A 26,232-nucleotide genomic window follows, 5' to 3' on the forward strand; every position below is an offset into this window, starting at 1 on the left:
TCGCTGGCCCGATACTTGCTTTCTCCATGGCAATCAGCGTTAACGCCACCGTACCGGGGAGATCTTCATGGCTGTCGCTTCAAACCCTTTGTTGCTGCAACTGGGCGCCGCTGCTCGCGCCACATCGGTCACCGGCGCGGCCAGGCCCAGTGCAGCGGACAACGATTCGGCGCCTCGTTTCGCCGATCTCTATGCCCGTCAAAACCACGAAGTCGCGGTCAAGCCTCGGACCGAGCCTGCGCCGAGTGCCCCACGGGAAACCGCCACGCCGCCGGCCTCGAAGGCGGCTGGCGCCAACCCGACGATTGCCGATAGCGGCAAGAAGTTGCCAGTTGCCAAGGCCGACAAGCCTGAGAAGCTCGACAAGACCGACAAAACCGCCGCCAAAGACGACGACAAGGTCAGCGATACCGCCGACAAGGACGATCCCAGCGTTGGCGCTGCTGCGGCACCGGTCGATCCTGCCGCGGTACCCATCCCGGCCGATCCCGCCGCCAATCCGGCACTGGCCCAGGTGCCGCCACCGGCAGTGGCCGCTCTCAGCCCGGCGGACAGCGATAGCGTCGGCGCTGGCGAGGATTTCGATCCAGCTCAAGACGTGCTTGCCGATTTGCCGGCGCTGCGCCTGGCCCTGGAGCAGACGGCCAAAAATAATGGCACTACCTCTGCACATGCCAGCCAAACGTCATCGGGCGATCCCTCGAAGGCAGGCGAGCAGGGTATAGAAGGCAATTTCGTCAATGGTCTGGCGGCCATGGTGAGCAAGGAGTCGGCAGGCGAAGCGGGTGAGGGCGGCGATGACGGTTTTGCTGGTTTGATCGGCGGGGGCTTGAAGGATGCCGACACAACGGCCAGCGACAGCCGCCTCGATAACTTCGCCGACCGCCTGCAGGCCTTGACCCAGTCGACCACGGCCAAGACCGGCACTGCGGCGCCGCTGGCCAGCCCGCTGGGCCAGCCGTTGGCCATGCAGCAGTCAGGATGGACCGAAGGCCTGGTCAACCGGGTCATGTACCTGTCCAGCCAGAACTTGAAATCAGCCGACATCCAACTGACACCGGCGGAACTGGGGCGCCTGGACATTCGCGTCGACATCACCCCGGACCAGCAGACCCAAGTGACCTTCACCAGCGCCCATATCGGCGTGCGTGAGGCATTGGAGAGCCAGCAGCATCGGCTCAAGGACATGTTCAACCAGCAGGGCATGGGGCAGCTGGACGTCAACGTTTCCGACCAGTCCCGTCAGTCCCAAGGCGAGCAGCAGGCGCAACAGAGCCGCCGCACGGGTGGCGCACGCTCTGGTGCGGACGCGCTCGATTCCGCCGAGCCCGCCGTCGCGGCTGCGCAGCCCCTGACCTCCGGCACGGTGCTGGGGACTAGCGCTGTGGATTACTACGCCTGACAGTGCCTGAAGGGGTCGGTTGCCAGGCTCGAAATCGAGCCCACAGGATTGTTGGCATAACCCTTGCTCCATCGTCGCCATGGGTACGCTTACCCCTCAATGGTGACGGATTATTGGCATGGCAAAGACCGAAGAAGCAAAGGAACCCGCAGCCAAGGAAGGCAAGGGCAAACTCAAGCTGATCATCCTGCTGGTCGTGGGCCTGCTGCTGGCCGTCGGCCTGTCGGTCGGGGCCACCTGGTTCCTCATGCACAAACCCGCCGAAGCGCCCGCGGACAAGGCCACGGCAGATGCTGCCCACACCAAACCTGCGGCGATCTACGAGCCCCTCACACCCGCCTTCGTGGTCAACTTCAAGCAGAACGGTCGTGATCGCTACATGCAGGTCAGCATCGTCCTGCAGGCGCGGGACAAGGCCGACATGGACGCCCTGAAGGTGCACACGCCGGTCATTCGCAATAACCTGGTCATGCTTTTTTCCGGGCAACCGTTCGAAACTTTGACCACGCCCATCGGCCAGGAAATGCTGCGCCAGAAAGCTACCGCGAGCGTTCAGGAAGTGGCGCAGAAAGAAGTGGGCAAGCCCGTGATCGACCAGGTGCTCTTCACTAACTTCGTATTGCAGTAGGAACAACTCATGGCCGTACAGGACCTGCTGTCCCAGGACGAGATCGATGCGCTGCTGCATGGCGTCGACGATGGCCTGGTGCAAACCGAAGGCAATGGCGAGCCCGGGGGGATCAGGAGCTACGACCTGACCACTCAGGATCGCATCGTGCGTGGGCGCATGCCGACGCTGGAAATGATCAACGAGCGCTTCGCCCGCTACACCCGCATCAGCATGTTCAATCTGTTGCGTCGTTCTGCCGATGTGGCGGTAGGCGGCGTGCAGGTGATGAAGTTCGGCGAGTACGTGCATTCGCTGTACGTACCGACCAGCCTCAACCTGGTGAAGATCAAGCCGCTGCGCGGCACTGGCCTGTTCATTCTCGATGCCAAGCTGGTGTTCAAGCTGGTCGACAATTTCTTCGGCGGTGACGGCCGCCACGCCAAGATCGAGGGGCGCGAGTTCACCCCTACCGAGCTGCGCGTGGTACGCATGGTGCTGGACCAGGCTTTTCTCGACATGAAGGAAGCCTGGCAGGCCATCATGGAAGTCAACTTCGAGTACATCAACTCGGAGGTCAACCCGGCCATGGCCAACATCGTCGGGCCCAGCGAGGCGGTCGTGGTCTCCACCTTCCACATCGAGCTCGATGGCGGCGGTGGGGACCTGCACGTGACCATGCCGTACTCGATGATCGAGCCCGTGCGCGAGATGCTCGATGCCGGCTTCCAGTCCGACCTGGACGACCAGGACGAGCGCTGGAGCAAGGCCCTGCGCGAAGATGTCCTGGATGTCAGCGTTCCCCTGAGCGCCACCGTGGCGCGGCGTCAGCTCAAGCTGCGCGATATTCTCCACATGCAGCCCGGTGACGTGATCCCGGTGGAACTGCCGGAAGAGTTGATCCTGCGTGCCAATGGCGTGCCTTCGTTCAAAGCCAAGCTTGGCTCGCACAAAGGCAACCTGGCTTTACAAGTTATCGAACCGATCGAGCGTCGCTGATCGGTTTGACCTGATGATTTAGATGCCCGTCGAGGACCACTGATGGCTGATCAAGATGAAACAATTTCTGCCGAAGACCAGGCGCTCGCCGATGAATGGGCGGCGGCTCTGGATGAGTCCGGGGATGCCGGGCAGGACGATATCGACGCGCTGTTGGCCGCCGATACCCGCGGCAGTTCGAGTTCCTCCCGCCTGCCGATGGAAGAGTTCGGCAGTTCGCCCAAGTCGGGTAACGGCCCGGTCACGCTCGAGGGCCCGAACCTCGACGTGATCCTGGATATCCCGGTGACCATTTCCATGGAGGTTGGGGCGACCGATATCAGCATCCGCAATTTGCTGCAGCTCAACCAGGGCTCGGTGATCGAGCTCGACCGTCTGGCCGGCGAGGCGTTGGACGTGCTGGTCAACGGCACCTTGATCGCCCACGGCGAAGTGGTGGTGGTCAACGAGAAGTTCGGCATTCGCCTGACCGACGTGATCAGCCCCAGCGAACGCATCAAGAAGCTGCGGTGATGGGCCGGTTCCTGTGGGCCTTGCTGCTCTTGCCCGTGGTCGCCCTGGCAGCGCCGGAAGTGGCCCCTGCTGCGGCGCCGGTGGTGGCGTCGGGAGGCACTGGCCTGGCCGGTCAGTTGACCCAGACCGTGCTGGGGCTGCTGGCAGTGGTGGCCTTGATCTTCGCGCTGGCGTGGCTGATGCGGCGCGTGCAGCAGGCGGCGCCGCGCCAGGGCCAGGTCATCGACGTGATTGGCGCCAAGGCGCTGGGGCCACGTGATCGGCTGGTGCTGGTGCAGGTGGGCGAGGAGCAGATCCTGCTGGGTGTCAGCCCGGGGCGCATCAGCGCGCTGCACGTGATGAGCACGCCGGTGCAGCCACCCGACCGAACCACCCAGGCCACACCCGAATTCGCCCAGCGCCTGATGGAACTGCTGGGCAAGGACCAGAAGGATAAGAAGTGATGGGTGTGTTGCGCACTGTCCTGCCGCTGGGCCTGCTGTTGGTGGCGCCCCTGGCCATGGCCGCGGATCCGCTGCAGATTCCGGCATTGACCATGACCAGCGGTGCCAACGGCCAGCAGGAGTATTCGGTCAATCTGCAGATCCTGTTGATCATGACGGCGCTGAGTTTCATTCCGGCGTTCGTCATGTTGATGACCAGCTTCACACGTATCATCATCGTCTTTTCCATCCTGCGCCAGGCACTGGGCCTGCAACAGACGCCGTCCAACCAGCTGTTGACCGGCATGGCGCTGTTCTTGACCATGTTCATCATGGCGCCGGTGTTCGACAAGGTGAACCAGCAGGCCCTGCAACCTTATCTGAGTGAGCAGCTCAGCGCCCAGGATGCCGTGGCACGCGCCGAAGGCCCGATTAAGGATTTCATGCTGGCACAGACCCGGCAGAGCGACCTGGAGCTGTTCATGCGGCTGTCCAAGCGCACCGACATCGCCAGCGCCGACCAGGCGCCGCTGACCATCCTGGTGCCGGCGTTCGTCACCTCCGAGCTGAAAACGGCGTTCCAGATCGGCTTCATGATCTTCATTCCGTTCCTGATCATCGACCTGGTGGTCGCCAGTGTGCTGATGGCCATGGGTATGATGATGCTGTCGCCATTGATCATCTCGCTGCCGTTCAAGATCATGCTGTTCGTGCTGGTCGATGGTTGGGCGCTGATCATCGGGACCCTGGCCGGGAGTTTCGGTGGTGTATGACTTTGCCTTTCACAGGAGCGTGAATCCATGACCCCGGAAGTCGCCGTCGACCTGTTTCGCGAAGCGCTGTGGCTGACCACCGTGATGGTCGCGATCCTGGTTTTGCCGAGTCTGATCGTCGGCCTGATCATCGCCATGTTCCAGGCCGCCACGCAGATCAACGAACAGACCCTGAGCTTCCTCCCGCGCCTGCTGGTCATGCTGGTGACGCTGATCGTCATCGGGCCATGGATGGTGCGCACCTTCATGGAGTACATCACTACCCTGTACTCCAATATTCCGCAGGTGATCGGCTGATGCAGCCGCTGCTGCAATTGACCGATGCGCAGATCGGCGGCTGGGTGGCCAGCTTCATCCTGCCGCTGTTCCGCGTGGCCTCGATGCTGATGACCATGCCGATCTTCGGCACCCAGGTACTGCCGCAGCGCGTGCGCCTGTATGTGGCCGTGGCCATTACCGTGGTCATCGTGCCGGGATTGCCGCCGGCGCCCACGGTGGATGCGATCAGCGGCCAGGCGCTGCTGCTGGTGGCCGAACAGATCATCATCGGCGCGCTGTTCGGTTTCTCGCTGCAGTTCCTGTTCCAGGCCTTTACCGTTGCCGGGCAGATTCTCGCGATCCAGATGGGTATGGCCTTCGCGTCCATGGTCGACCCCACCAACGGCGTGTCCGTGGCCGTGATCGGCCAGTTCTTCAGCATGCTGGTGACCCTGGTGTTCCTGTCCATGAACGGCCATCTGGTGGTGTTCGAGGTGCTCACCGAGAGCTTCACCACGCTGCCCATCGGCGGCGGCCTGCTGACCGCGCACTACTGGGACGTGGTGCTGCGCATGGGCTGGGTGCTGGGCGCCGGGGTGTTGCTGGTGCTGCCTGCCATCACAGCCTTGCTGGTGGTCAACATTGCCTTCGGCGTGATGACCCGCGCGGCGCCTCAACTGAACATCTTTTCCATCGGTTTCCCGCTGACCCTGGTGCTGGGGATGTTCATCCTGTGGGTCAGCCTGGGCGACATTCTCAACCAGTATCAGCCGCTGGCGGCCAACGCCTTGCAGTGGCTGCGCGAATTGGCGCGAGCGGAGTAGGCAATGGCCGAAAGCGAAAGCGGTGCGGACAAGACAGAAGACCCCACGGACAAGCGCAAGAAGGATTCGCGCGAGAAGGGCGAGATCGCCCGTTCCAAGGAGCTCAACACGCTGGCAGTGATGGTCGCCGGGTGCGGCGCGCTGCTGGCGTTCGGCGGCCATCTGGCGCAAAGCCTGCTGGAACTGATGCGCAGCAACTTCACCTTGAGCCGCGAGGTGTTGCTCGATGAGCGCTACATGGGCATTTTTCTGCTGCAGTCGGGCAAGGTGGCGATTCTGGCGACCCAGCCGATTCTGCTGACCTTGCTGCTGGCGGCGCTGATCGGCCCGGTCGCGCTGGGCGGCTGGTTGTTCGCCGCCAGCTCCATGGCTCCCAAGTTCAGCCGCATGAACCCGGCCGCCGGCCTCAAGCGCATGTTCTCCATGCATGCATTGACCGAATTGCTGAAGGCGCTGGCCAAGTTCGCCATCACCCTGATCGTTGCCATGATGGTGCTGGCCAAAGACCGTACCGACCTGCTTGCGATTGCCAACGAGCCGCTGGAAATGGCGATCATCCACAGCGTGCAGCTGGTCGGCTGGAGCGCCTTGTGGATGTCCTGTGGGCTGGTGTTGATTGCCGCCGTGGACGTGCCGTTCCAGCTCTACAGCAGCAAACAGAAGCTGATGATGACCAAGCAGGAGGTCAAGGACGAGCACAAGGACTCCGAAGGCCGGCCCGAGGTAAAGGGGCGGGTACGCCAGTTGCAGCGCGAGATGTCGCAGCGCCGGATGATGACAGCGATTCCCGAAGCGGACGTGATCATCACCAACCCGACTCACTACGCGGTGGCGTTGAAATACGATCCGGAGAAGGGCAATGCGCCGGTATTGCTGGCCAAGGGCTCGGACTTCATTGCCTTGAAGATTCGCGAGATCGGCAACGAGCATCGCATCCAGGTGCTGGAGTCACCGGCCCTGGCGCGTTCGATCTTCTATTCCACCGAGATCGAACAGCAGATTCCTGCGGGGTTGTACCTGGCGGTGGCGCAGGTGCTTGCCTATGTCTACCAGATCCGCCAGTACCAGGCCGGGCGAGGCAAGCGTCCCGACCCGTTGCAGGACCTGCCGATCCCGCCGGATCTACAGCGGGACAGTTAGGCCGCGGCGAGCCCCCTGTGGGAGCGGGCTCTGCCCGCGAAGGCCGCGCCCCCGATAGATTGATTTCACTCCATCTCGGCAGCCCTTCAATAATCTTTAACCCCCTCCGGCAAAAGTTGGACCTCTTCTTGCACTGCCCCTTGGCAAGACGCCTGGCGCGTCAAAAGTTCGCTTGGGGAAGTGGGGAATGTCGGTGGATCGCTCTCAATTAATCAACACCGCTCGCAGCAACATCGTCGGCCTTGGCCGCGGCAACCTTGGCGTGCCGCTGCTGTTGCTGGTGATGCTGGCGATGATGATGCTGCCGATCCCGGCACTGCTGCTGGACGTGTTCTTCACCTTCAACATCGCCTTGTCCATCGTCGTGCTGCTGGTGTGCGTGTACGCGCTGCGTCCGCTGGACTTCGCCGTGTTCCCGACCATCCTGCTGGTGGCCACGCTGCTGCGCCTTGCGCTCAACGTGGCGTCGACGCGGGTGATCATGCTGCACGGCCAGGAAGGCCATGCCGCCGCAGGTAAAGTGGTTCAGGCATTCGGTGAGGTGGTGATCGGCGGTAACTACATCGTCGGTATCGTGGTGTTCGCCATCCTCATGATCATCAACTTCGTGGTGGTCACCAAGGGCGCCGGGCGCATCTCCGAAGTGAGCGCGCGGTTCACCCTGGATGCCATGCCCGGCAAGCAGATGGCCATCGACGCCGACCTCAACGCCGGCCTCATCGATCAGAACCAGGCCAAGGCGCGTCGTACCGAAGTGGCCGCCGAAGCCGAGTTCTACGGCTCGATGGACGGTGCCAGCAAATTCGTCCGTGGCGACGCCATCGCCGGTCTGCTGATCCTGTTCATCAACCTGATCGGCGGCATGCTGGTGGGCATGCTGCAACACAACATGCCATTCGCCGAGGCAGGCAAGGTGTACGCCCTGTTGACCATCGGTGACGGCCTGGTCGCTCAGTTGCCATCGCTGTTGCTGTCCACCGCGGCAGCCATCATGGTGACCCGTGCTTCGGGCTCCGAGGAGATGGGCAAGCAGATCCAGCGGCAGATGTTCGCTTCGCCCAAGGCACTGGCCGTCTCCGGCGCGCTGATGGTGATCATGGGCATGGTGCCCGGAATGCCGCACATGGCCTTTATCACCCTGGGTGCCATCGCCGGTGGTGGTGCCTACCTTTTGTGGAAAAAGCAGAACGACGTCAAGGTCCAGGCCCAGGCCGAAGTGCAGCGCCAACAAGAGCTGCTGCCTTCACCGACGCGCACCCAGGAAACCAAGGAACTGGGCTGGGATGACGTGACGCCCATCGATATGATCGGCCTGGAAGTTGGCTACCGTTTGATCCCGCTGGTGGACCGCAATCAAGGCGGCCAATTGCTGGCGCGGATCAAGGGCGTACGCAAGAAGCTGTCCCAGGACCTGGGCTTCCTGATGCCTACCGTGCATATTCGCGACAACCTCGACCTGGCGCCCAGCGCCTATCGTTTGACGCTCATGGGGGTGATCCTCGCCGAAGCCGAGATTTACCCGGATCGCGAGCTGGCAATCAACCCCGGGCAGGTGTTCGGCTCGTTGAACGGCATCACCGCCAAGGATCCGGCGTTTGGTCTGGACGCGGTATGGATCGACGTCAACCTGCGCAGCCAGGCGCAGTCGCTGGGCTACACGGTGGTCGATGCCAGTACGGTAGTGGCCACGCACTTGAACCAGATCCTGCAGAAGCATGCCCATGAGCTGATCGGCCACGAAGAAGTGCAACAATTGCTGCAAGTTCTGGCAAAAGGCTCGCCCAAGCTGGCCGAAGAGCTGGTTCCGGGCATCCTTTCGCTGTCTTCGCTGCTCAAGGTCCTGCAGGCCCTGCTGGCAGAGCAGGTACCCGTACGCGACATCCGCAGCATCGCAGAAGCCATCGCCAACAACGGGCATCGGAGTCAAGATACCGCCGCGCTGGTTCAGGCCGTCAGGGTCGGTTTGTCCCGCGCAATCGTGCAAAGCATTGTAGGCATTGAGTCGGAGCTGCCTGTCATCACGCTGGAACCAAGGTTGGAACAGATATTGCTAAATAGTCTTCAGAAGGCTGGTCAGGGTCAGGAAGAAGGCGTTTTGCTGGAACCGAGCATGGCGGAAAAACTGCAGAGATCCCTGATCGATGCGGCGCAGCGGCAGGAGATGCAGGGCCAACCGGTGATACTGCTGGTAGCCGGTCCGGTCCGCGCGATGCTGTCACGCTTCGGTCGCCTGGCGATCCCCAACCTTCACGTACTGGCCTATCAGGAAATCCCTGATAACAAGCAAGTCACCATCGTTGCGACAGTAGGGCCCAACGGCTGAGGTAGTGGGTTATGCAAGTGAAGCGATTTTTCGCCGCCGACATGCGTCAGGCGATGAAATTGGTCCGCGATGAGCTGGGCGCCGACGCTGCCATCATTGGCAACCGTCGCATCGCCGGCGGCGTCGAGCTGACCGCAGCGCTGGACTACAAGCTGTCGGCCCTGGCGCCGCGCGTGCCCAACCTGGAGTTGGAAGAAGAGCTGCGCAAGACCCAATCGCGGATCGTTTCGGCCCAGGCCGAGCTGAGCACCCGTGGCGAAAGCGATGCGGCTACCAACCGCCAGCTGGTTGCCGGCCTGCCGTTGACCGCCGCCGAGCCGCTGGTCGAGCCGCGTCGCGAAGAGCCCCCGCGTGTGCAGGTGGCCCCCGCGCCACAGCCTGCCGTCGACCAACGTCTTTTCGATTCCATGCGTTCCGAACTCAACGGTTTGCGCCAACTGCTGGAAGTGCAGCTGGGCTCCCTGGCCTGGACCCAGCTGCAAGGCAGCAAGCCGGCGCAGGCGAATCTGTGGCGTCGTTTGCAGCGCATCGGCTTGTCCGGCCCGATCGCTCGCGAGCTGCTCAGCCTGACCAGCGAAATCAACGAACCTCGGCAGGCATGGCGGATGCTGCTGGCGCACTTGGCGCGTATGATCCGTACACCGGAAGTGGAACCGCTCGAAGAAGGTGGCGTGATCGCCATGGTCGGCCCGGCTGGCATGGGCAAGACCACCACTCTGGCCAAGCTGGCGGCCCGTTATGTGCTCAAGTACGGTTCCCAGAGCGTGGCGCTGGTGAGCATGGACAGCTTTCGCATCGGTGCCCAGGAACAACTCAAGACCCTGGGCCGCATTCTCAATGTATCGGTGACTCAGGTCGATCCGGGCCAGTCATTGGTACAGGCCCTGGAACCCCTGCTGCGCAAGCGCGTGGTATTGATCGACACCGCTGGCCTGCAAGCCAGCGATCCGGCCCTGCGCATGCAGCTCGAAAGCCTGGCCGGACGCGGGATCAATGCGCGTAATTACCTCGTGCTGGCTACTACCAGCCAGAAGCAGGTGCTCAGCGCCGCGTACCATAGCTACAAGCGTTGCGGTCTGGCCGGGTGCATCCTGACCAAACTGGATGAAACGGCCTGTCTCGGCGAAGTGCTGAGCCTGGCCATCACTCAGGAACTGCCGATTGCCTATCTTACCGATGGGCCGCGCATTCCCGATGACTTGCATTTGCCGCGCCGGCACCAGTTGGTCAGCCGCGCAGTGAGCGTGCAAATGCAAGAAGAGCCCAGCGAAGAGGCCATGGCCGATATGTTCGCGGGTCTCTACCACAGCCCCGACAAGCGAGTTGGCTGAGGTGAAGAACGTTATGCAAGCACACTCTTCCTGCATCGTAGGGTTGCCAGGAAACACTCGAGCAATCGAACTGGCAGCCACTCGTGTGGCCTCGGTCTAGACAAGGTAAAGAACGAACATGGGCAGCATGCATCCCGTACAGGTGATCGCGGTGACCGGCGGCAAAGGTGGCGTCGGCAAGACTAATGTGTCAGTGAACTTGTCCCTGGCGTTGGCCGAGCTCGGCCGCCGGGTCATGTTGCTGGACGCCGACCTTGGCCTGGCCAACGTCGACGTGTTGCTGGGCCTGACCCCCAAGCGCACCCTGGCCGATGTGATCGAAGGTCGCTGCGAACTGCGCGACGTGATGTTGCAGGGCCCCGGCGGCATCCGTGTCGTGCCGGCAGCCTCGGGTACCCAGAGCATGGTGCAGTTGAGCCCGGCCCAGCATGCCGGCCTGATCCAGGCCTTCAGCGATGTGGGCGACAACCTCGACGTACTGATCATCGACACCGCCGCCGGTATCGGCGAATCGGTAGTGAGCTTTGTCCGCGCCGCCCAGGAAGTCCTGCTGGTGGTATGCGACGAGCCCACCTCGATCACCGATGCCTACGCCTTGATCAAGCTGCTCAACCGCGATTACGGCATGAACCGCTTCCGGGTCCTGGCCAACATGGCGCAGAGCCCCCAGGAAGGGCGCAATCTGTTCGCCAAGCTGACCAAGGTGACCGATCGCTTCCTCGACGTTGCCCTGCAGTACGTCGGCGCCGTGCCCTACGATGAGTCGGTGCGCAAGGCCGTGCAGAAGCAGCGCGCCGTGTACGAGGCGTTCCCCCGTTCCAAATGCTCGCTGGCCTTCAAGGCGATCGCGCAGAAAGTAGACACCTGGCCTTTGCCGGCCAACCCCCGTGGCCACCTGGAGTTCTTCGTCGAACGCCTGGTCCAGCAAACCAGCGCAGGGCCCGTATCATGAGTGCCAGCGGATACCGTATGTACAGCAAGGCGTCGCGCGACTCGCAGCAGCATCAGCTGATCGAGCAATACGCGCCGCTGGTCAAGCGTATCGCCTATCACCTGCTGGCGCGTCTGCCAGCCAGCGTGCAGGTGGAAGACCTGATCCAGGCCGGCATGATCGGTCTGCTGGAGGTCTCGACCAAGTACGACTCGAGCAAGGGGGCCAGTTTCGAGACCTACGCCGGTATTCGTATCCGCGGCGCCATGCTCGACGAAGTGCGCAAGGGCGACTGGGCGCCGCGTTCGGTGCACCGCAATACCCGCATGGTCAGTGATGCCATTCGCCGAATCGAGTCGAAAACCGGTCGCGACGCTAAAGATCACGAGATCGCTGCCGAACTTAGTCTGAGTCTGGATGATTACTACGGGATCCTGAACGATACCCTGGGCAGCCGCTTGTTCAGTTTCGACGATCTGCTGCAGGACGGTGAGCACGAGGGCCTGCACGAAGACGGCGCCAGCGGTTCGCTGGAGCCCTCGCGGGATCTCGAGGACGAACGCTTTCAAGGCGCGCTGGCCGAGGCCATCGCCAACCTGCCCGAGCGCGAGAAGCTGGTCCTGTCGTTGTATTACGACGAAGAGCTGAACCTCAAGGAAATCGGCGAGGTACTGGGTGTCAGCGAATCGCGGGTAAGCCAGTTGCACAGCCAGTGCGCGGCGCGACTTCGCGGGCGCCTGGGGGAATGGCGGGCACGCTGAAGGAACGGCAAGACCGGTGCGGGCTTTGTCGCGGGCAGAGCCCGCTCCCACAGAGGTCGAGACCGTGGAAGCGGGCTCTGTCCGTGAAGAGGCCCGCTGGCGTAGCGCGGGTAGGCGATCTGCAGCGGCAAGTGGCTCAGGCGAATTCGATTGTTATGCACGTCCAGGGGCTGGGCGTGTTCAAGACTGCTGGAGGTCTAATTGGACAAGAACATGAAAATCCTCATCGTCGACGATTTCTCGACGATGCGGCGCATCATCAAGAACCTGCTGCGTGACCTGGGCTTCACCAACACCGCCGAGGCCGATGATGGCAACACCGCCTTGCCGATGTTGCACAGCGGCAACTTCGATTTTCTCGTCACCGACTGGAACATGCCTGGCATGTCCGGCATCGACCTGCTGCGCCAGGTGCGCGCCGACGATCGCCTCAAGCACCTCCCGGTGCTGATGGTCACCGCCGAGGCCAAGCGCGAGCAGATCATCGAAGCCGCCCAGGCCGGGGTCAACGGGTATGTGGTCAAGCCTTTCACTGCGCAAGTGCTGAAAGAAAAAATCGAAAAGATTTTCGAGCGCGTCAATAGCTGAAGTCTGCAATGGGGGCGCAATGGACCACAAACAAAGCACGTTGGGGGACTTCGAGTCGACCCTGAAAAAACACGCCGTGGAGCTGGTCGACAGCCTTGAAAAAGGCCGTTTCGGCGACGCGGTGCAATTGATCCACGAACTGAACCAGACCCGCGATCGCGGCCTGTATCAGGAAGTGGGCAAGCTTACGCGCGAGCTGCACAGCGCAATCGTCAGTTTCCAGATCGATCCGAACATCCCCCAGGCCGAAGAGGTTTCGCAGATCACCGACGCGACCGAACGTCTGTCGTATGTGGTACGCCTGACCGAAAACGCGGCCAACCGCACCATGGATCTGGTCGAGCAGAGCACCCCGGTGCTCAATACGCTGAGTGCCGAAGCCAGTGCCTTGAGCGCCGACTGGCAGCGCTTCATGCGCCGCGAAGTGGCCGCCGACGAGTTCCGCGAACTGGCGCGCCGGGTCGACAGCTTCCTGACCCGCAGCGAGCAGGGCAATCGCGAAGTCGCCAGCCACCTCAACGACATCGTGCTGGCCCAGGATTATCAGGACCTCACCGGCCAGGTCATCAAGCGTGTCACCGCGCTGGTCACCGAAGTGGAGAGCAACCTGCTCAAACTGGTCCTGATGGCCAGCCAGGTCGATCGCTTCGCCGGCATCCAGCATGATCACGAACAGCTCCGCGCCGAAAAAGATCAAGAAAAACATCCCGCCAAGGGTGAAGGTCCGCAGATCCATGCCGATAAACGTGAAGACGTCGTATCCGGTCAGGACGATGTCGACGATCTGCTGTCCAGTCTGGGCTTCTAGGCCATCGCCTGCGCCTGACTGTGTTGACCGTTAATCACGTATTCCAGGGAGCATCCACATGAGCTTCGGCGCCGACGAAGAAATCCTTCAGGATTTCCTGGTAGAGGCCGGCGAAATTCTCGAGCAACTGTCCGAACAACTGGTCGAGCTGGAAAGCCGTCCCGATGATGCCGACTTGCTCAATGCAATTTTTCGCGGTTTTCACACTGTAAAAGGCGGCGCCGGCTTCCTCCAGCTCAACGAGCTGGTGGAGTGCTGCCATATCGCCGAGAACGTCTTCGACATCTTGCGCAAAGGTGAGCGCCGGGTCGACGCCGAACTCATGGATGTCGTTCTCGAAGCGCTGGACGCGGTCAACGGCATGTTCACCGAGGTGCGTGAACGCTCTCCGGTCACGCCGGCCAGCCCCCAGTTGCTCGATGCCCTGGCGCGCCTGGCCGAACCGGCTGCGGCGGTCGTTGCGCCGTCCGTGGCGGTGCCCGTTGCGGCGCCAGCCTCGACGCCGGGCGAAGACATCACCGACAGCGAGTTCGAGCAATTGCTCGATTCCTTGAGCGCGGCCAAAGCGCAGGCCGCCGCGCCCACCGCGTCCGCTGCTGCACAGCACGGTGCGGCCAGCGACGATATCACCGACGACGAATTCGAGTCGCTGCTCGACCAGCTGCACGGCAAGGGTCAGTTCGCGGTCGATGCGCTGGCGCCGGCTGCGGCATCGCCAGCCGCTTCGGCGCAGGCTGCCGTGGGTGCGTCTGGCGACGAGATCACCGACGACGAGTTCGAGGCGCTGCTCGACCAGTTGCATGGCAAGGGTACGTTCACTGCCGATGCGGTCACGCCACCGCCTGCCCAGGCGCAGGCGCAGGCTCCCACGAGCGACCAGATCACCGACGACGAGTTCGAATCACTGCTCGACCAACTGCATGGCAAGGGCAAGTTCAGCGATGTCGCCAGCCTGCCCGAGACGCAGCCGGCTCCGGCCGCGCCCGCGCCGGTGGCGGCACCGCGCAAGGTCGAGGCAGCCCCTGCACGTGCACCGGTGGCCGAGAAGCCGGTTGCCAGCGAAGCCGAGACGACCGTACGCGTCGATACCGCGCGCCTGGACGAAATCATGAACATGGTCGGCGAGCTGGTGCTGGTGCGTAACCGCCTGGTGCGCCTGGGCGCCAACAGCAGCGACGAAGCCATGTCCAAGGCAGTCTCGAACCTCGACGTGGTGACGGCCGACCTGCAGACGGCCGTCATGAAGACGCGCATGCAGCCGATCAAGAAGGTCTTCGGGCGTTTCCCGCGGCTGGTCCGCGACCTGGCCCGGCAGTTGAAGAAGGAAATCAACCTGGAACTGGTCGGTGAAGAAACCGACCTGGACAAGAATCTCGTCGAGGCCCTGGCCGACCCGTTGGTGCACTTGGTGCGCAACGCCGTCGACCACGGCATCGAGACGCCGGAAGAGCGCGAACGCAACGGCAAGGCGCGCGGTGGGCGCGTGGTGTTGTCGGCGGAGCAGGAAGGCGACCATATCCTGTTGTCGATCAGCGATGACGGCAAGGGCATGGACCCTGCGGTCCTGCGCGCCAAGGCCGTGGAAAAAGGCCTGATGGACCGCGACGCCGCCGACCGCCTCAGCGAGTCCGACTGCTACAACCTGATTTTCGCGCCGGGCTTTTCCACCAAGACGGAAATTTCCGACGTGTCGGGCCGCGGCGTCGGCATGGACGTGGTCAAGACCAAGATCAGCCAGCTGAACGGCTCGATCAACATCTACTCGGCCAAGGACCAGGGCTCGAAGATCGTCATCAAGGTGCCGCTGACCCTGGCAATCATGCCGACGCTGATGGTGATGCTGGGCAACCAGGCGTTCGCCTTCCCGCTGGTCAACGTCAACGAGATCTTCCACCTGGACCTCTCGCGCACCAACGTCGTCGATGGCCAGGAAGTGGTCATCGTGCGCGACAAGGCGCTGCCGTTGTTCTACCTCAAGCGCTGGCTGGTCAAGTCGGCGGCCCACGAGGAGCAGGGCGAGGGCCACGTGGTCATCCTGTCGGTCGGCACCCAACGCATCGGTTTCGTGGTCGACCAACTGGTCGGGCAAGAAGAAGTGGTGATCAAGCCGCTGGGCAAGATGCTGCAGGGCACGCCCGGCATGTCCGGCGCGACCATCACCGGTGACGGCCGAATCGCCTTGATCCTCGATGTACCGAGCATGCTCAAGCGCTACGCCGCACGGCGTATCTGATCGTAGTGGAGTGTTTATGGCAGTCAAGGTCCTGGTGGTGGATGATTCCGGTTTTTTCCGCCGCCGCGTCTCGGAAATTCTTTCGTCGGACCCCACCATCCAGGTGGTCGGGACCGCTACCAATGGCCGCGAAGCGATCGATCAGGCCCTGGCGCTCAAACCCGATGTGATCACCATGGACTACGAGATGCCGATGATGGACGGCATCACTGCCGTGCGTCATATCATGCAGCGCTGTCCCACCCCGGTCCTGATGTTTTCCTCCCTCACCCACGAGGGCGCGCGGGTAACCCTCGACGCCCTCGACGCGGGGGCGGTGGATTACCTGCCGAAGAATTTCGAAGACATTTCTCGCAACCCCGAGAAGGTCAAGCAGATGCTCTGCGAGAAGATCCACACACTCTCGCGCAGCAACCGCCGGCTGGGTGCGCACATGGCCACGCCCGCTCCGGCGCTCGCGGCCGCGGCCTCTCCAGCCGCTTTGACACCGTCGCGGCCCGTGCCGACGCGTACGCCCGCACCGGTGACGCCGGTGCGGGCGCCGGCGCCGACCGCCAGCAGTGCGACGCCGCGGCGCAAGCCTTACAAACTGGTGGCCATCGGCACCTCCACCGGAGGGCCGGTGGCGCTTCAGCGCGTGCTGACCCAGCTGCCGGCACATTTTCCAACGCCGATCGTGCTCGTCCAGCACATGCCGGCCGCCTTCACTCGCGCGTTCGCCGAGCGCCTCGACAAGCTGTGCCGGATCAGCGTCAAGGAAGCCGAGGACGGCGACGTGCTGCGTCCCGGGCTGGCATTGCTGGCGCCCGGCGGCAAGCAGATGATGATCGACGGCCGCGGCGCGGTGAAGATTCTGCCCGGTGACGAGCGCCTTAACTACAAACCCTGCGTGGACATCACGTTTGGTTCGGCGGCCAAGTCCTACGGCGACAAGGTCCTGGCGGTGGTGCTTACCGGCATGGGCGCCGACGGTCGAGAGGGCGCGCGCCTGCTCAAGCAGGGCGGCAGTCACATCTGGGCCCAGGACGAAGCAAGCTGCGTGATCTACGGCATGCCCATGGCGATCGTCAAGGCTGGCCTGGCCGACGCCATCTACAGCCTCGACGACATTGGCCGGCACCTGGTCGAGGCGTGCGGCTGATGGATGTACTCAGCCTGATCGGGATCATCCTCGCGTTCGTTGCCATCATCGGTGGCAATTTTCTCGAGGGTGGCCACCTGTCGGCGCTGCTCAATGGTCCTGCCGCGCTGATCGTGGTCGGTGGCACGCTGGCGGCGGCGCTGATCCAGTCGCCCATGAGCGCTTTCAAGCGCGCACTGCACAATGTGCGCTGGATTCTCTTTCCGCCCAGGATCGACATGGCCGGCGGTATCGATCGTGTGGTGAACTGGAGCCTGGTCTCGCGCAAGGAAGGCTTGCTGGGGCTGGAAGCCAGTGCCGAAGCCGAGCCCGACGACTATGCGCGAAAGGGGCTGCAGTTGCTGGTCGATGGCGCCGAGGCAGCGGCCATCCGCAGCGTGCTCGAAGTCGATCTGTACAACCGCGAAGCCCGTGACCTGCAGGCAGCCAAGGTGTTCGAAAGCATGGGTGGCTATGCGCCCACCATCGGCATCATCGGCGCGGTGATGGGCTTGATCCACGTCATGGGCAACCTGGCCGACCCCAGCCAGCTGGGCAACGGCATCGCGGTGGCGTTCGTGGCGACCATCTACGGTGTAGCCAGCGCCAACCTGCTTTTGCTGCCGGTGGCGCACAAGCTCAAGGCGCTCGCCCAGCGTCAGGCGGCCTATCGGGAAATGCTGCTCGAAGGGCTGCTGTCCATCGCCGAAGGTGAGAACCCACGCTCGATCGAAATGAAGCTGCAAGGCTACCTCGACTAGGAGAGCATGGCATGGCCCGTCGTCGTCGCCTAGAAGAGCCGGAAAACCACGAACGCTGGCTGGTGTCCTACGCCGATTTCATCACCCTGCTGTTCGCTTTCTTCGTGGTGATGTATTCGATCTCGTCGGTCAACGAAGGCAAGTACAAGGTCTTGTCGCAGGCGCTGGTCGGGGTGTTCAGCGACCCGGACCGTAGCATTAGGCCCATCCCGATCGGCGAGGAGCGACCCTTGACCACCCGTCCTGTGCAGCCGCTGGTCACCGACAGCGAGCAATCGGAAGCGGCCATCGGCGAGGCGGTCGACCCATTGCAGACCATTGCCGACAATGTCCGTCAGGCGTTCGGCGACCTGATTGCCTCGGATCAACTGACCGTGCGCGGCAACGAGCTGTGGATCGAGATCGAACTCAAGTCCAGCCTGCTGTTCGGCAGTGGCGATGCCATGCCCAGCGACATGGCGTTCGCCATCGTCGACAAGGTGGCGGGCATTCTCAAGCCCTTCGACAATCCGGTTCATGTCGAGGGTTTCACCGACAACCTGCCTATCAGTACTGCGCAGTTCCCGACCAACTGGGAGCTGTCGACCGCTCGGGCAGCGAGCATCGTGCGCATGATGGCCATGGAAGGCATCGACCCGCGGCGCATGGCGGCCGTCGGTTATGGTGAGTTCCAGCCAGTGGCCGACAACGCCAGCGCCGATGGACGAGGGCGCAACCGTCGGGTGGTGCTGGTCATTTCGCGCAACCTTGACGTGCGTCGCAGCATCACCAGTTCTGGCAGTGCCAACGCCCAGCCGGATGCAGCATTGCGCCGGGCTGGCACACAAACTGCAAAGACGCCCTTAACCGTGCCGTCCGCGCCTGGGTCTGTCAAAAGTCCGCCGCCCGGCCCATAACCCGAAAGCTTCACTATCTCGGTAGTGCGCCGTTTACCGAGGGGAAATCATCACCATGAGAGTCTGGGCAGTAGCCAATCAAAAAGGCGGGGTAGGCAAGACCACGACTTCGATCGCCTTGGCCGGTTTGCTCGCCGAGGCGGGCAAGCGCGTGGTCATGGTCGATCTCGATCCGCATGGCTCGATGACCAGTTATTTCGGGCACAACCCCGATGAACTGGCGCACAGCTGTTACGACCTGTTCCTGCACAAGGGCGCCGTGCCGCCAGGCCTGGCTCATCAACTGCTGCTGCCGACCGGCGAGGCCAACGTCTCGTTGCTGCCTTCAAGCACCGCACTGGCGACGCTGGAGCGCCAGCAACCTGGGCAGAGTGGCCTGGGCCTGGTGATTGCCAAGACCCTGGCGCAACTGTGGCAGGATTTCGACTACGCCGTGATCGACAGCCCGCCGCTGCTGGGCGTGCTCATGGTCAATGCATTGGCGGCGAGCCAGCAACTGGTGATCCCGGTACAGACCGAGCACCTGGCAGTCAAAGGCCTGGAGCGCATGGTCAGCACCTTGACCATGATCAACCGTTCGCGCCGTCAGGCCCTGCCATACAGCATCGTTCCGACGTTGTTCGACCGTCGTACCCAGGCGTCGCTGAGCACCCTGCGCACCTTGCGCGACGATTACCCGCAGCACATATGGCCGGGTTACATCCCGGTCGACACGCGTCTGCGCGACGCCAGCCGGGCAGGACAGACACCCTCGCGCTTCGACGGCAAGAGCCGCGCCGTGGTCGCCTACCGGGCCTTGCTCAAGCATTTGCTGGCCCAACAACTCGTCGCGCAGGTAGCCTGATGAACCGTCCCGTCGATATTGCCCAACGGCCCCAGGTGGCCTTGCAGTCCTACCTGGACGGCCTGTTGCATGAAGCCACCGAGGCGTTCGAAGCGCTGGATCTCGACGCCGGCCTGGACAGACTCGACGAGTTCCAGGCAGCCGTGCTCGAGGAACAAGTGCGCGATGCTGCAAGCCTGCAGCCGGTACCAGTGCCAGTGCCAGTGCTTTTGCCGCCGGTGCAGGTGCAGGTGCACACGCCCATTGTCGATTCAATCCAGTCGGCCGAGTCGGCGCTGGTCGCACCGGTGGTCGATGTCCATCTGCCGTCGGCAAGTCTGCAGCCGCTCTCGGCAACCGTAGATGGCCGCCCCAGCTGGGCCGCCGAGCCGTTCGAGTGCCTGCTGTTCGACGTTGCCGGGCTGACCCTGGCCGTGCCGCTGGTGTGCCTGGGTTCGATCTATGCATTGGCTGGCCAGACCCTGACGCCGCTGTTCGGCCAGCCCGACTGGTTTCTCGGCATCCTGCCCAGCAACAGTGGCAACCTGAAAGTGCTCGACACCGCGCGTTGGGTGATGCCCGATCGCTACCGCGATGATTTCCGCCAGGGGTTGCAGTACGTGATTTCAGTGCAGGGCTACGAGTGGGGTCTGGCCGTGCACCAGGTCAGCCGCTCGCTGCGCCTGGACCCCAACGAGATCAAGTGGCGCAGTCAGCGCGGCCAGCGGCCATGGCTGGCGGGAACCGTCATCGAACACATGTGCGCGCTGCTGGACGTCGCCGAACTGGCCGAGTTGATCGCCAGTGGCGGCGCACGCCATCTGCGTCCAGTCGCCTCGGCGCCAGGCAAGCCTGCCGCCACCACCGCTATCGTCAAGAATTGAATGAACACGCCGCCGTCATGGCATTTGAGGGGTTAGTAGTATGAAGAAGTCGTCCGCCCAAGGTTCCGAAGATCCGATCCTGCAGTGGGTCACCTTCCGTCTGGACAATGAAACCTACGGCATCAATGTGATGCAGGTGCAGGAAGTGTTGCGCTACACCGAAATCGCACCGGTGCCGGGTGCGCCCAGCTACGTGCTGGGTATCATCAACCTGCGCGGTAACGTGGTCACGGTGATCGATACGCGTCAGCGCTTCGGTCTGGATTCCAGCGATGTCAGCGACAATACGCGCATCGTCATCATCGAGGCCGACAAGCAGGTGGTAGGGATTCTGGTCGACAGCGTGGCCGAGGTGGTCTACCTGCGCCAGTCCGAAGTCGAAACGGCGCCCAACGTCGGTAACGACGAGTCGGCCAAGTTCATCCAAGGCGTGTGCAACAAGAATGGCGAACTGCTGATTCTTGTCGAGCTGGACAAGATGATGTCCGAAGAAGAGTGGTCCGAGCTGGAGAATATCTGATTGATCTTCGAGGTTGCAGTCGTCCTGCTGGCGGTGCTGTGGGTTGGAACGGTCTCGCTGTTCCTGTCCTACCAGAAAAGCCAGCGCCTGCTGGCTGCTGAACAGGCGGCAGGCGATGCGCTGCGCGATCAGCGGCTGCGCGAGCTGACCAAGCGCCTGGACGATTACCAGAATCTCAACGTGCGCCTGGGCGAAGCACTGCACGAGTTGCGCGCGGTGGTTGGGCCATTGCCGGAGAAGCTGGCCCAGCTCGAGCAACGCGACCCCGGCAGCCTGTCGTTTGCCCAGGCGGGCAAGTTGGTGGCCATGGGCGCGTCGGTGGATGAGCTGACCCAGGCCTGCGGCCTCACCCAGGCCGAGGCCGAGCTGATGAGCAAACTGCACCGCGGCTGAGCGCCCAGCGCCTGTTGCTCGTCAGCATCCGGCGGTGTCACTCAGGTGTGGGTCCAGCTCAGGCTGCTGCCTACCCGCGAAAAGCGGTTGAGTGGCGTGAGTGTCTGATACGCATCGTTGAATCCCGACCAGTCGAGGACGCCGTTGATGTCACGGATCGGCAACGCCGCCAGGTTCCACGCCTCGCGGTACTGCGCCAGCTCAAGCAACCGCTGGCTGATGGTGTGGTTGAGTGCACCGGGCCCGCTGATGTGGTTCAAGGTAATGGCATAACGCTGGAAGCCTTCGGGATCGGTCGCCCGATCCGGACGGCTATCGTAGAACCGTGGCTGCGCCTCGAAGCGCTCCAGCATCGTTTGCGACACTGCATCCAGGGTCGGATTGCCCGCGTGGCTGCCGATCATGCTGTTGCCGAACTGGATGTTCATGCCCAGGGTTTCATTGGACAGGGGCACCGAAAGGATCAGGCCTCGGTCCGACGTGCGCAGCGGTACGCTGTCGATGGGCTCGGCCAGCTGCCCCATGGGGGTTTTCTCTCCGGGTGCGAGGATGCTGTCGTCCATATCCATGTACAGGCCGCCTTCGCTTTTCAGAATTCGATAGCGCAGCACGTCGGATGCCGAAGCGTAGTTGGTGGCGATGCCGCCGTTGCCTTCGATGGCCGCCTGGTATTGCCGGAAATAGCGACTGCGTTTGAACGCCGTGTACAGCGGATGCGGTTCGAGCGGGATGACCCGCAGCGAGGGCGCATGCTGGGCCAACAGCTCGACGTTGCGCGCATAGGCTTGCGGTGAGGTCGTGGAAAGGAACAGGCGGTATTGGTAACTGCTGTCGCGCAGCAGGGCGGCATTGCGTCCTACGTTTTCCAGCAAGGCAGCGCTGATGACCTTGTCGCCGACCCACAGGCAGGAGATTTTCTTCGCAATGGCTTTCATGACCGGCGGGCGCAGTTCGCCAAGGCTCAGCGGCAGTGTCAGATCGACCCCCAGCGCCCGTAGGGTTTGCGCGCGCTGGGCGTCGGTGACGGGCCGCTTGACGTTCGGCAACCGCGACAGCGAGCGCCCGCCAGGCTGCGGCGCCACGTAGCACGGCGGATCGATCTCGTTGAGGTCGGTGCTCTGGACGAAGGCGTCGTGCTCCACATCGTAGTGAACGGCAGCGACGTATCCGTCTATTTCACATTCCAGAAGGTCGTGCCTGCCACTGTAGCTGGGCACGCGAATGATGGCATCGCAAAGCGCCTGGTCCGCCCCGGCCACGGGTTGTACCGATTGCGGCAGGCTGAAGGCGGTCTCCAGAACCGGCTCCAGGGCCGCAAGGTGCGGAGCCTGCACCGGGCTCAGCGGGTAGCCGAGCTGGCCGTTGATGCGTGCCGGGATGACGAACTCGGCACGCTTGAAGCGGAAGATTGCCGGTCTTTGGGGAATCTGCAGGTGCAGCAGTGGTGTTGCATTGAGCATCCCCCAGACCGCATCGTCGGCGCCGGCGGCGCGCTGCTCCAGGTTTTTGCCGTTGATTGCCCGATCCAGCCCAAGGCCTAGTTGAGCAAGGCCGCCCAAGGCAAAGATTGGCGCCAGTTCCGGCACCACCATCGCGATCGGGGCCAGGGTGTTGATAGCCGAAGTGAAGTAGCCGCGCCACTTTTCCTGGGTTACCGAGCTGTCGGTGTCGATGATGAACGCGGCGTCCTGCTCGCTGCGTTTCTTCTGTTGGCGGGCCATGGCCATGAACAGGTCGCCTTCGATGGGCGGGCTGTAGTGGCTCGTCCGGTAGTTGACCGTATCCTCGGGTACCCACAAACCGCTGGTGGCGAAACCGGGATGTCTGTCGGGATCGAAATGGTGGTAGGCAGGGTACAGGCCCAGACCCGTAAGCGCGGTGGCGAGGCCACTGAAACCCAGCGTGTCGGCCTCGTCGCCGGGTGGAAAGTGCGCTTCGAGCGCTTGACGCGTGTGTGGGTGCTTGCAGTGCTTGGCCACCCACCGCTTCATCGACGATTCGTCGGTGAATTCGTGGAACGGCGAGCTGTTGCCGGGTATGTACAGCACCGTCAGCCCGGTCGCAGTGTTTTTCAGGCACAGCAGATTGGTCGCTGCATAGCCGTAGATATTCAGGCAGGCGACGTGTACGGCATGGGGCCGCGGCAGCAGGCCTGCAATCTGCCAGGCCAGAACCCGACCGGCATCGCTCAGGCTCGCGTGGCTCGTCTGCCTGTTGCAGGCCGCGATGAAATTGACTTTGGCCGCGTCGCGGTAGGCTTGCAGTCCGTTTTTCCAGTAGCCCTTGAGCATGTGATTGTAGGGCGTCTGGAAGTCCATGTGCCAGATGAAGCGTTGAAACTCTTCGGCAGGAAGGCGTATGTGGTTGGCCGGGTCGTAGCCCGCCGACGATGTCTGCCGGTACAGGCCGTTGTACACCAGGTACTCGCTGCCGTAGTCGAACGAACCCTTTTCATCCAGATGGTCGACCAGCGTGATCGGGTAGGGCGGCGGGGTGCCGGCCCAGGCAGCATGCAGGGCGGCGCCGATCAGATCATTGTTCGATTCGCCCTGCCAGTTCGACAGCAGCGCCTGGGTCATGGTCAGCTTGCGCACGACCTTGGCGATGCAGCGCTGGCCTTTGAATTGATAGTGCAGGGTAACGGCGTCGACCTTGTCCGGATTCAGCTCCAGGCCCTGTTTCGACGCCCACTTGCGTACCGCATCGGCAGCGGCGCGATCGGGCCTGGGGTAATCCTGGAGGGCGTCGCGGACGGCTTGCACACCCTGCGGGCTGATGAATCGGGAAGTCATGGCGGTATTCCTTTCAGAGCACGGAAAGTCGTGCCAGGCCATGATTCGTTCGGCGCATCGGGTGGACGTGGTAACTATCTAGGGCGGCCGCCGCCGGTACCGATAGCAAACCGGCCCGGTAAAGGCTATCGACGCGATCGCCGTAGACTCGATTCGAGGGGTGGAAAAAGCCTTCTGGCCCAGGCGCTACAAGGCCTTGGGCGTGATGTCTCGCTCGGCCGGCGCAGGCGCCAGTTCGAAGCCGGAAGGGGTCTTGCCTTGCAGGTGCCAGGCAAAGGCGATGATCTCTGCGATGGTCAGGTACAACTCGTGGGGGATGCTGTCGCCCAGTTCCATGCGTGCCAGCATCTTCACCAGCTCGGCATTTTCATACACCGGTACTTCGTATTCGCGCGCCATGGCCAGGATCGCTTCAGCCAGCTCATCGTCGCCCTTGGCGGTGAGGGTAGGTGCCTTCTGGCCGTCGTAGCGCAGGGCGATGGCTTGGCGTGGGGCTCGTTCGTTCATGCGGTTTCATCCACCCAGCGTTGTTCCAGACGCGTACGGGCGCCTTGCGGAGCGGTGCCTTGGTGGCACTGCAGGTCGGCGACGTTCAAGCCGCTGGCCTGCAGGCGCTGCCGCAGATTGTCCAGTTGGTTCTCGATGAGCAGGGCGGTGGCTGGTCGTTGCGCCCATAACTGGCTGGAGAGGCTGCCGTGGGCCAGTTGCGCCTGCACCTGCAGCGGGCCCAGTGCATCCAGATCGAAAGCCAGGTCCAGGCGCCAGATCTTTTCCTGGGCGGGCCTGGGCTCGTTCTTGTCGTGGGGCTGTTGGTCCGGTGGTGGGTCTTCGCGTTGCACCTTGACCTGCAGCGGGATGAAATCGTGCAGGTGGCGCATGGGGATCTCCAGTTGCCAGGTGGTCTGCGTGGCGCCATCTGGGGTACGCCCGGTCTGTTCCAGGCCAGCGAGCTGATGACTCTGCAGGCGCGCCACCGCCGCACCGGCCAGGCGCAGCAGGTGTTCGAGATCGTCTTCGCCTTCGCTTTTCTGCGCCGTGCGGGCGGGCAGGGGAAAGCTTGCCGGGACGATTTTTTCGCTGACCTGCCCCCAGGCATTCAGGGCATTGCGCACGCGCCCCGGCAGCACCTGAGCGAGCACATTGGCCGCCACCGCCGGTTGCGCCGCCGGATTGGGCACCGCAGCAGGCGCGATCTGCGCCATCAGGCGCAGCAGCGCCGACTTGAGATCGGGTGCCGGTTGGCCGTTGAGCAGATTGGCTTCCAGGAATGCGCCGCTGGCGACCACGGCCTGTGCAACGGTTTTCGGGTCGGCCATTTGCTGCATGTCCGGCAAGCTGGCCAACAGACGCTCCAGGCCCGCCCGCGTCGGCGGCGCGAGTTCCGGGTTCTGCCGCAGGCTCTGCACCGCGCTCAGGAGGCTGTCCAAGGAACCCTGCCGAGCTTGCTGGGCGCCCAATTGCTGGGCCACGGCCAGTTGGTCCATGCGCCCGCTCAAGGGCACGAAATTCAGGCTGCGGTCGCTCATCACCTGGGCGCTGAGCAGGCTGCCCAGGCGCAGCGGCTGAGGGCTCTCGATGGCCAGGATATTGCCCGCCTGAGCGGTGTTGAGCAGGGTCACCATGGCCCGATACACCGCCGGCTGCCCGGCGATCTGCGGCAGCATCTGGCTGCTGCTGACCTTGCCCTGCAACAGCGCGCCCACCGGCAATGCCTGGGTGTCTATGCGGGTCAGGGTCAGCGGGGCGCCGTTGCCGCGCTCCTGGGTGGCGACCAGGGCCGCGCCGCCGGCCAGGTGCGAAACCAGCAATGCAGTGCCCTGGGGCAGCGGTTGCAGGCTGCTGGCGGTGATCGTCGCCACCCCGCCACCGGCCAGGCTCAGGCGCAGCAGCAGTTGAAAGTCCTGGGCGCCGGCCTTGACCGACACCACCTCGGCGTCGACTGTCTCGCCCAGGGCCAGCAGGTTGTCCAGTGGCTGGGTGATCTTCACCATCTCGGTGTTCGAGGCACTGGCGCGCGCGGCTCCGCTGGCAGACGGCAGCGCGGCTAGGTTGCTGATCAGGTCAGGCATGGATGAAACCTGTGTCGGTTGCGCCCTTGGGCGTGAGCTGCGCATGTATAATGCGCGGCCA

26 protein-coding genes are annotated in these 26,232 nt (G+C 63.1%); 23 read left to right on the forward strand and 3 right to left on the reverse strand.

All coding sequences use genetic code 11. The annotated features are described in order from the left end of the window. Positions 1 to 67 precede the first annotated feature (67 nt). The 23 genes from IFT76_RS10155 (at position 68) to IFT76_RS10265 (ending at position 21,310) form a co-directional block, all read left to right on the forward strand. A complete protein-coding gene (locus IFT76_RS10155; RefSeq protein ID WP_192058199.1) occupies positions 68 to 1,402 on the forward strand; it encodes a flagellar hook-length control protein FliK in 1,335 nt (444 codons plus the stop codon). A 118-nt stretch (positions 1,403 to 1,520) separates the two neighbouring features. Next, positions 1,521 to 2,030: a flagellar basal body-associated protein FliL gene (gene fliL / locus IFT76_RS10160; protein WP_122475903.1), complete on the forward strand. Its 510-nt coding sequence runs from the start codon at positions 1,521 to 1,523 to the stop codon at positions 2,028 to 2,030. Positions 2,031 to 2,039: 9 nt separating this feature from the next. Next, positions 2,040 to 3,008: a flagellar motor switch protein FliM gene (gene fliM, locus IFT76_RS10165; protein WP_043186057.1), complete on the forward strand. Its 969-nt coding sequence runs from the start codon at positions 2,040 to 2,042 to the stop codon at positions 3,006 to 3,008. Positions 3,009 to 3,050: 42 nt separating this feature from the next. Then, positions 3,051 to 3,521 (forward strand): flagellar motor switch protein FliN, encoded by a 471-nt coding sequence (fliN, locus tag IFT76_RS10170; RefSeq protein ID WP_122475901.1) that lies wholly within the window; start codon positions 3,051 to 3,053, stop codon positions 3,519 to 3,521. Continuing rightward, the gene (fliO, locus tag IFT76_RS10175; RefSeq protein ID WP_122475899.1) at positions 3,521 to 3,964 is read left to right on the forward strand and encodes a flagellar biosynthetic protein FliO; all 444 of its coding nucleotides are present in this window, start codon (positions 3,521 to 3,523) and stop codon (positions 3,962 to 3,964) included. Before fliN ends, fliO begins: the two co-directional genes overlap by 1 nt. Further along, a complete protein-coding gene (gene fliP, locus IFT76_RS10180; protein WP_122475897.1) occupies positions 3,964 to 4,716 on the forward strand; it encodes a flagellar type III secretion system pore protein FliP in 753 nt (250 codons plus the stop codon). Before fliO ends, fliP begins: the two co-directional genes overlap by 1 nt. Before the next feature lie 27 nt (positions 4,717 to 4,743). Then, a complete protein-coding gene (gene fliQ / locus IFT76_RS10185) occupies positions 4,744 to 5,013 on the forward strand; it encodes a flagellar biosynthesis protein FliQ (RefSeq protein WP_043186065.1) in 270 nt (89 codons plus the stop codon). Next, positions 5,013 to 5,798 carry a flagellar biosynthetic protein FliR gene (fliR, locus tag IFT76_RS10190; RefSeq protein ID WP_122475893.1) on the forward strand — a complete coding sequence of 262 codons (786 nt, stop codon included), beginning with the start codon at positions 5,013 to 5,015 and terminating at the stop codon, positions 5,796 to 5,798. The genes fliQ and fliR overlap by 1 nt, the downstream gene beginning before the upstream one ends. Positions 5,799 to 5,801: 3 nt before the next feature. Next, a complete protein-coding gene (flhB, locus tag IFT76_RS10195; protein WP_192058201.1) occupies positions 5,802 to 6,938 on the forward strand; it encodes a flagellar biosynthesis protein FlhB in 1,137 nt (378 codons plus the stop codon). Between the two features lie 193 nt (positions 6,939 to 7,131). Beyond that, positions 7,132 to 9,261 (forward strand): flagellar biosynthesis protein FlhA, encoded by a 2,130-nt coding sequence (gene flhA, locus IFT76_RS10200; RefSeq protein ID WP_122476754.1) that lies wholly within the window; start codon positions 7,132 to 7,134, stop codon positions 9,259 to 9,261. Between the two features lie 11 nt (positions 9,262 to 9,272). Further along, positions 9,273 to 10,592: a flagellar biosynthesis protein FlhF gene (flhF, locus tag IFT76_RS10205; protein WP_192058203.1), complete on the forward strand. Its 1,320-nt coding sequence runs from the start codon at positions 9,273 to 9,275 to the stop codon at positions 10,590 to 10,592. Positions 10,593 to 10,710: 118 nt separating this feature from the next. Then, positions 10,711 to 11,544 carry a flagellar synthesis regulator FleN gene (fleN, locus tag IFT76_RS10210; protein ID WP_122475888.1) on the forward strand — a complete coding sequence of 278 codons (834 nt, stop codon included), beginning with the start codon at positions 10,711 to 10,713 and terminating at the stop codon, positions 11,542 to 11,544. Next, complete coding sequence (gene fliA, locus IFT76_RS10215; protein WP_240998692.1) at positions 11,538 to 12,284, forward strand: RNA polymerase sigma factor FliA; 747 nt, start codon at positions 11,538 to 11,540, stop codon at positions 12,282 to 12,284. Before fleN ends, fliA begins: the two co-directional genes overlap by 7 nt. Before the next feature lie 213 nt (positions 12,285 to 12,497). Next, the gene (locus IFT76_RS10220; protein ID WP_090362272.1) at positions 12,498 to 12,872 is read left to right on the forward strand and encodes a chemotaxis response regulator CheY; all 375 of its coding nucleotides are present in this window, start codon (positions 12,498 to 12,500) and stop codon (positions 12,870 to 12,872) included. Between the two features lie 19 nt (positions 12,873 to 12,891). Next, complete coding sequence (locus tag IFT76_RS10225) at positions 12,892 to 13,680, forward strand: protein phosphatase CheZ (protein WP_185794514.1); 789 nt, start codon at positions 12,892 to 12,894, stop codon at positions 13,678 to 13,680. Positions 13,681 to 13,738: 58 nt separating this feature from the next. After that, complete coding sequence (locus tag IFT76_RS10230; protein WP_185794515.1) at positions 13,739 to 15,913, forward strand: chemotaxis protein CheA; 2,175 nt, start codon at positions 13,739 to 13,741, stop codon at positions 15,911 to 15,913. Between the two features lie 16 nt (positions 15,914 to 15,929). Further along, the gene (locus IFT76_RS10235; RefSeq protein WP_122475881.1) at positions 15,930 to 17,054 is read left to right on the forward strand and encodes a protein-glutamate methylesterase/protein-glutamine glutaminase; all 1,125 of its coding nucleotides are present in this window, start codon (positions 15,930 to 15,932) and stop codon (positions 17,052 to 17,054) included. Next, entirely contained in the window at positions 17,054 to 17,794 is a 741-nt protein-coding gene (locus IFT76_RS10240) for a flagellar motor protein (protein WP_192058205.1), read from the forward strand. The genes IFT76_RS10235 and IFT76_RS10240 overlap by 1 nt, the downstream gene beginning before the upstream one ends. Positions 17,795 to 17,805: 11 nt before the next feature. Further along, on the forward strand, positions 17,806 to 18,690 hold the full coding sequence (motD, locus tag IFT76_RS10245) for a flagellar motor protein MotD (protein WP_192058206.1): 885 nt from the start codon (positions 17,806 to 17,808) through the stop codon (positions 18,688 to 18,690). A 55-nt stretch (positions 18,691 to 18,745) separates the two neighbouring features. Further along, entirely contained in the window at positions 18,746 to 19,534 is a 789-nt protein-coding gene (locus IFT76_RS10250) for a ParA family protein (protein ID WP_122475877.1), read from the forward strand. Then, complete coding sequence (locus IFT76_RS10255) at positions 19,534 to 20,397, forward strand: CheW domain-containing protein (protein ID WP_192058208.1); 864 nt, start codon at positions 19,534 to 19,536, stop codon at positions 20,395 to 20,397. Before IFT76_RS10250 ends, IFT76_RS10255 begins: the two co-directional genes overlap by 1 nt. 40 nt (positions 20,398 to 20,437) lie before the next feature. Next, on the forward strand, positions 20,438 to 20,917 hold the full coding sequence (locus tag IFT76_RS10260) for a chemotaxis protein CheW (protein WP_043186096.1): 480 nt from the start codon (positions 20,438 to 20,440) through the stop codon (positions 20,915 to 20,917). Next, positions 20,918 to 21,310 carry a DUF2802 domain-containing protein gene (locus IFT76_RS10265; RefSeq protein WP_049858773.1) on the forward strand — a complete coding sequence of 131 codons (393 nt, stop codon included), beginning with the start codon at positions 20,918 to 20,920 and terminating at the stop codon, positions 21,308 to 21,310. Positions 21,311 to 21,351: 41 nt separating this feature from the next. On the opposite strand, the gene IFT76_RS10270 is transcribed toward IFT76_RS10265, so the two are convergent. The 3 genes from IFT76_RS10270 to fliK all read right to left on the reverse strand — a co-directional run bounded on the left by IFT76_RS10270 (position 21,352) and on the right by fliK (position 26,171). Next, positions 21,352 to 24,102 carry a dermonecrotic toxin domain-containing protein gene (locus IFT76_RS10270; protein WP_192058210.1) on the reverse strand — a complete coding sequence of 917 codons (2,751 nt, stop codon included), beginning with the start codon at positions 24,100 to 24,102 and terminating at the stop codon, positions 21,352 to 21,354. A gap of 186 nt (positions 24,103 to 24,288) precedes the next feature. After that, positions 24,289 to 24,609 (reverse strand): EscU/YscU/HrcU family type III secretion system export apparatus switch protein, encoded by a 321-nt coding sequence (locus IFT76_RS10275; RefSeq protein ID WP_192053356.1) that lies wholly within the window; start codon positions 24,607 to 24,609, stop codon positions 24,289 to 24,291. Continuing rightward, positions 24,606 to 26,171 carry a flagellar hook-length control protein FliK gene (fliK, locus tag IFT76_RS10280; protein ID WP_192058212.1) on the reverse strand — a complete coding sequence of 522 codons (1,566 nt, stop codon included), beginning with the start codon at positions 26,169 to 26,171 and terminating at the stop codon, positions 24,606 to 24,608. The genes IFT76_RS10275 and fliK overlap by 4 nt, the downstream gene beginning before the upstream one ends. Positions 26,172 to 26,232 lie beyond the last annotated feature (61 nt).

This window comes from Pseudomonas sp. CFBP 13727, assembly GCF_014841915.1.
Lineage (GTDB): Bacteria > Pseudomonadota > Gammaproteobacteria > Pseudomonadales > Pseudomonadaceae > Aquipseudomonas > Aquipseudomonas baltica.

Coding starts and splice junctions, on each gene's coding strand:
- IFT76_RS10220 (WP_090362272.1), top strand. CDS start 12,498: ATGAAAATCCTCATCGTCGACGATTTCTCGACGATGCGGCGCATCATC.
- IFT76_RS10235 (WP_122475881.1), top strand. CDS start 15,930: ATGGCAGTCAAGGTCCTGGTGGTGGATGATTCCGGTTTTTTCCGCCGC.
- IFT76_RS10275 (WP_192053356.1), bottom strand. CDS start 24,609: ATGAACGAACGAGCCCCACGCCAAGCCATCGCCCTGCGCTACGACGGC.
- fliM (WP_043186057.1), top strand. CDS start 2,040: ATGGCCGTACAGGACCTGCTGTCCCAGGACGAGATCGATGCGCTGCTG.
- fliK (WP_192058212.1), bottom strand. CDS start 26,171: ATGCCTGACCTGATCAGCAACCTAGCCGCGCTGCCGTCTGCCAGCGGA.
- IFT76_RS10255 (WP_192058208.1), top strand. CDS start 19,534: ATGAACCGTCCCGTCGATATTGCCCAACGGCCCCAGGTGGCCTTGCAG.
- fliN (WP_122475901.1), top strand. CDS start 3,051: ATGGCTGATCAAGATGAAACAATTTCTGCCGAAGACCAGGCGCTCGCC.
- IFT76_RS10230 (WP_185794515.1), top strand. CDS start 13,739: ATGAGCTTCGGCGCCGACGAAGAAATCCTTCAGGATTTCCTGGTAGAG.
- IFT76_RS10260 (WP_043186096.1), top strand. CDS start 20,438: ATGAAGAAGTCGTCCGCCCAAGGTTCCGAAGATCCGATCCTGCAGTGG.
- flhF (WP_192058203.1), top strand. CDS start 9,273: ATGCAAGTGAAGCGATTTTTCGCCGCCGACATGCGTCAGGCGATGAAA.
- IFT76_RS10240 (WP_192058205.1), top strand. CDS start 17,054: ATGGATGTACTCAGCCTGATCGGGATCATCCTCGCGTTCGTTGCCATC.
- IFT76_RS10250 (WP_122475877.1), top strand. CDS start 18,746: ATGAGAGTCTGGGCAGTAGCCAATCAAAAAGGCGGGGTAGGCAAGACC.
- fliQ (WP_043186065.1), top strand. CDS start 4,744: ATGACCCCGGAAGTCGCCGTCGACCTGTTTCGCGAAGCGCTGTGGCTG.
- fliL (WP_122475903.1), top strand. CDS start 1,521: ATGGCAAAGACCGAAGAAGCAAAGGAACCCGCAGCCAAGGAAGGCAAG.
- IFT76_RS10225 (WP_185794514.1), top strand. CDS start 12,892: ATGGACCACAAACAAAGCACGTTGGGGGACTTCGAGTCGACCCTGAAA.
- fliR (WP_122475893.1), top strand. CDS start 5,013: ATGCAGCCGCTGCTGCAATTGACCGATGCGCAGATCGGCGGCTGGGTG.
- IFT76_RS10155 (WP_192058199.1), top strand. CDS start 68: ATGGCTGTCGCTTCAAACCCTTTGTTGCTGCAACTGGGCGCCGCTGCT.
- flhB (WP_192058201.1), top strand. CDS start 5,802: ATGGCCGAAAGCGAAAGCGGTGCGGACAAGACAGAAGACCCCACGGAC.
- fleN (WP_122475888.1), top strand. CDS start 10,711: ATGGGCAGCATGCATCCCGTACAGGTGATCGCGGTGACCGGCGGCAAA.
- IFT76_RS10270 (WP_192058210.1), bottom strand. CDS start 24,102: ATGACTTCCCGATTCATCAGCCCGCAGGGTGTGCAAGCCGTCCGCGAC.
- fliP (WP_122475897.1), top strand. CDS start 3,964: ATGGGTGTGTTGCGCACTGTCCTGCCGCTGGGCCTGCTGTTGGTGGCG.
- fliO (WP_122475899.1), top strand. CDS start 3,521: ATGGGCCGGTTCCTGTGGGCCTTGCTGCTCTTGCCCGTGGTCGCCCTG.
- motD (WP_192058206.1), top strand. CDS start 17,806: ATGGCCCGTCGTCGTCGCCTAGAAGAGCCGGAAAACCACGAACGCTGG.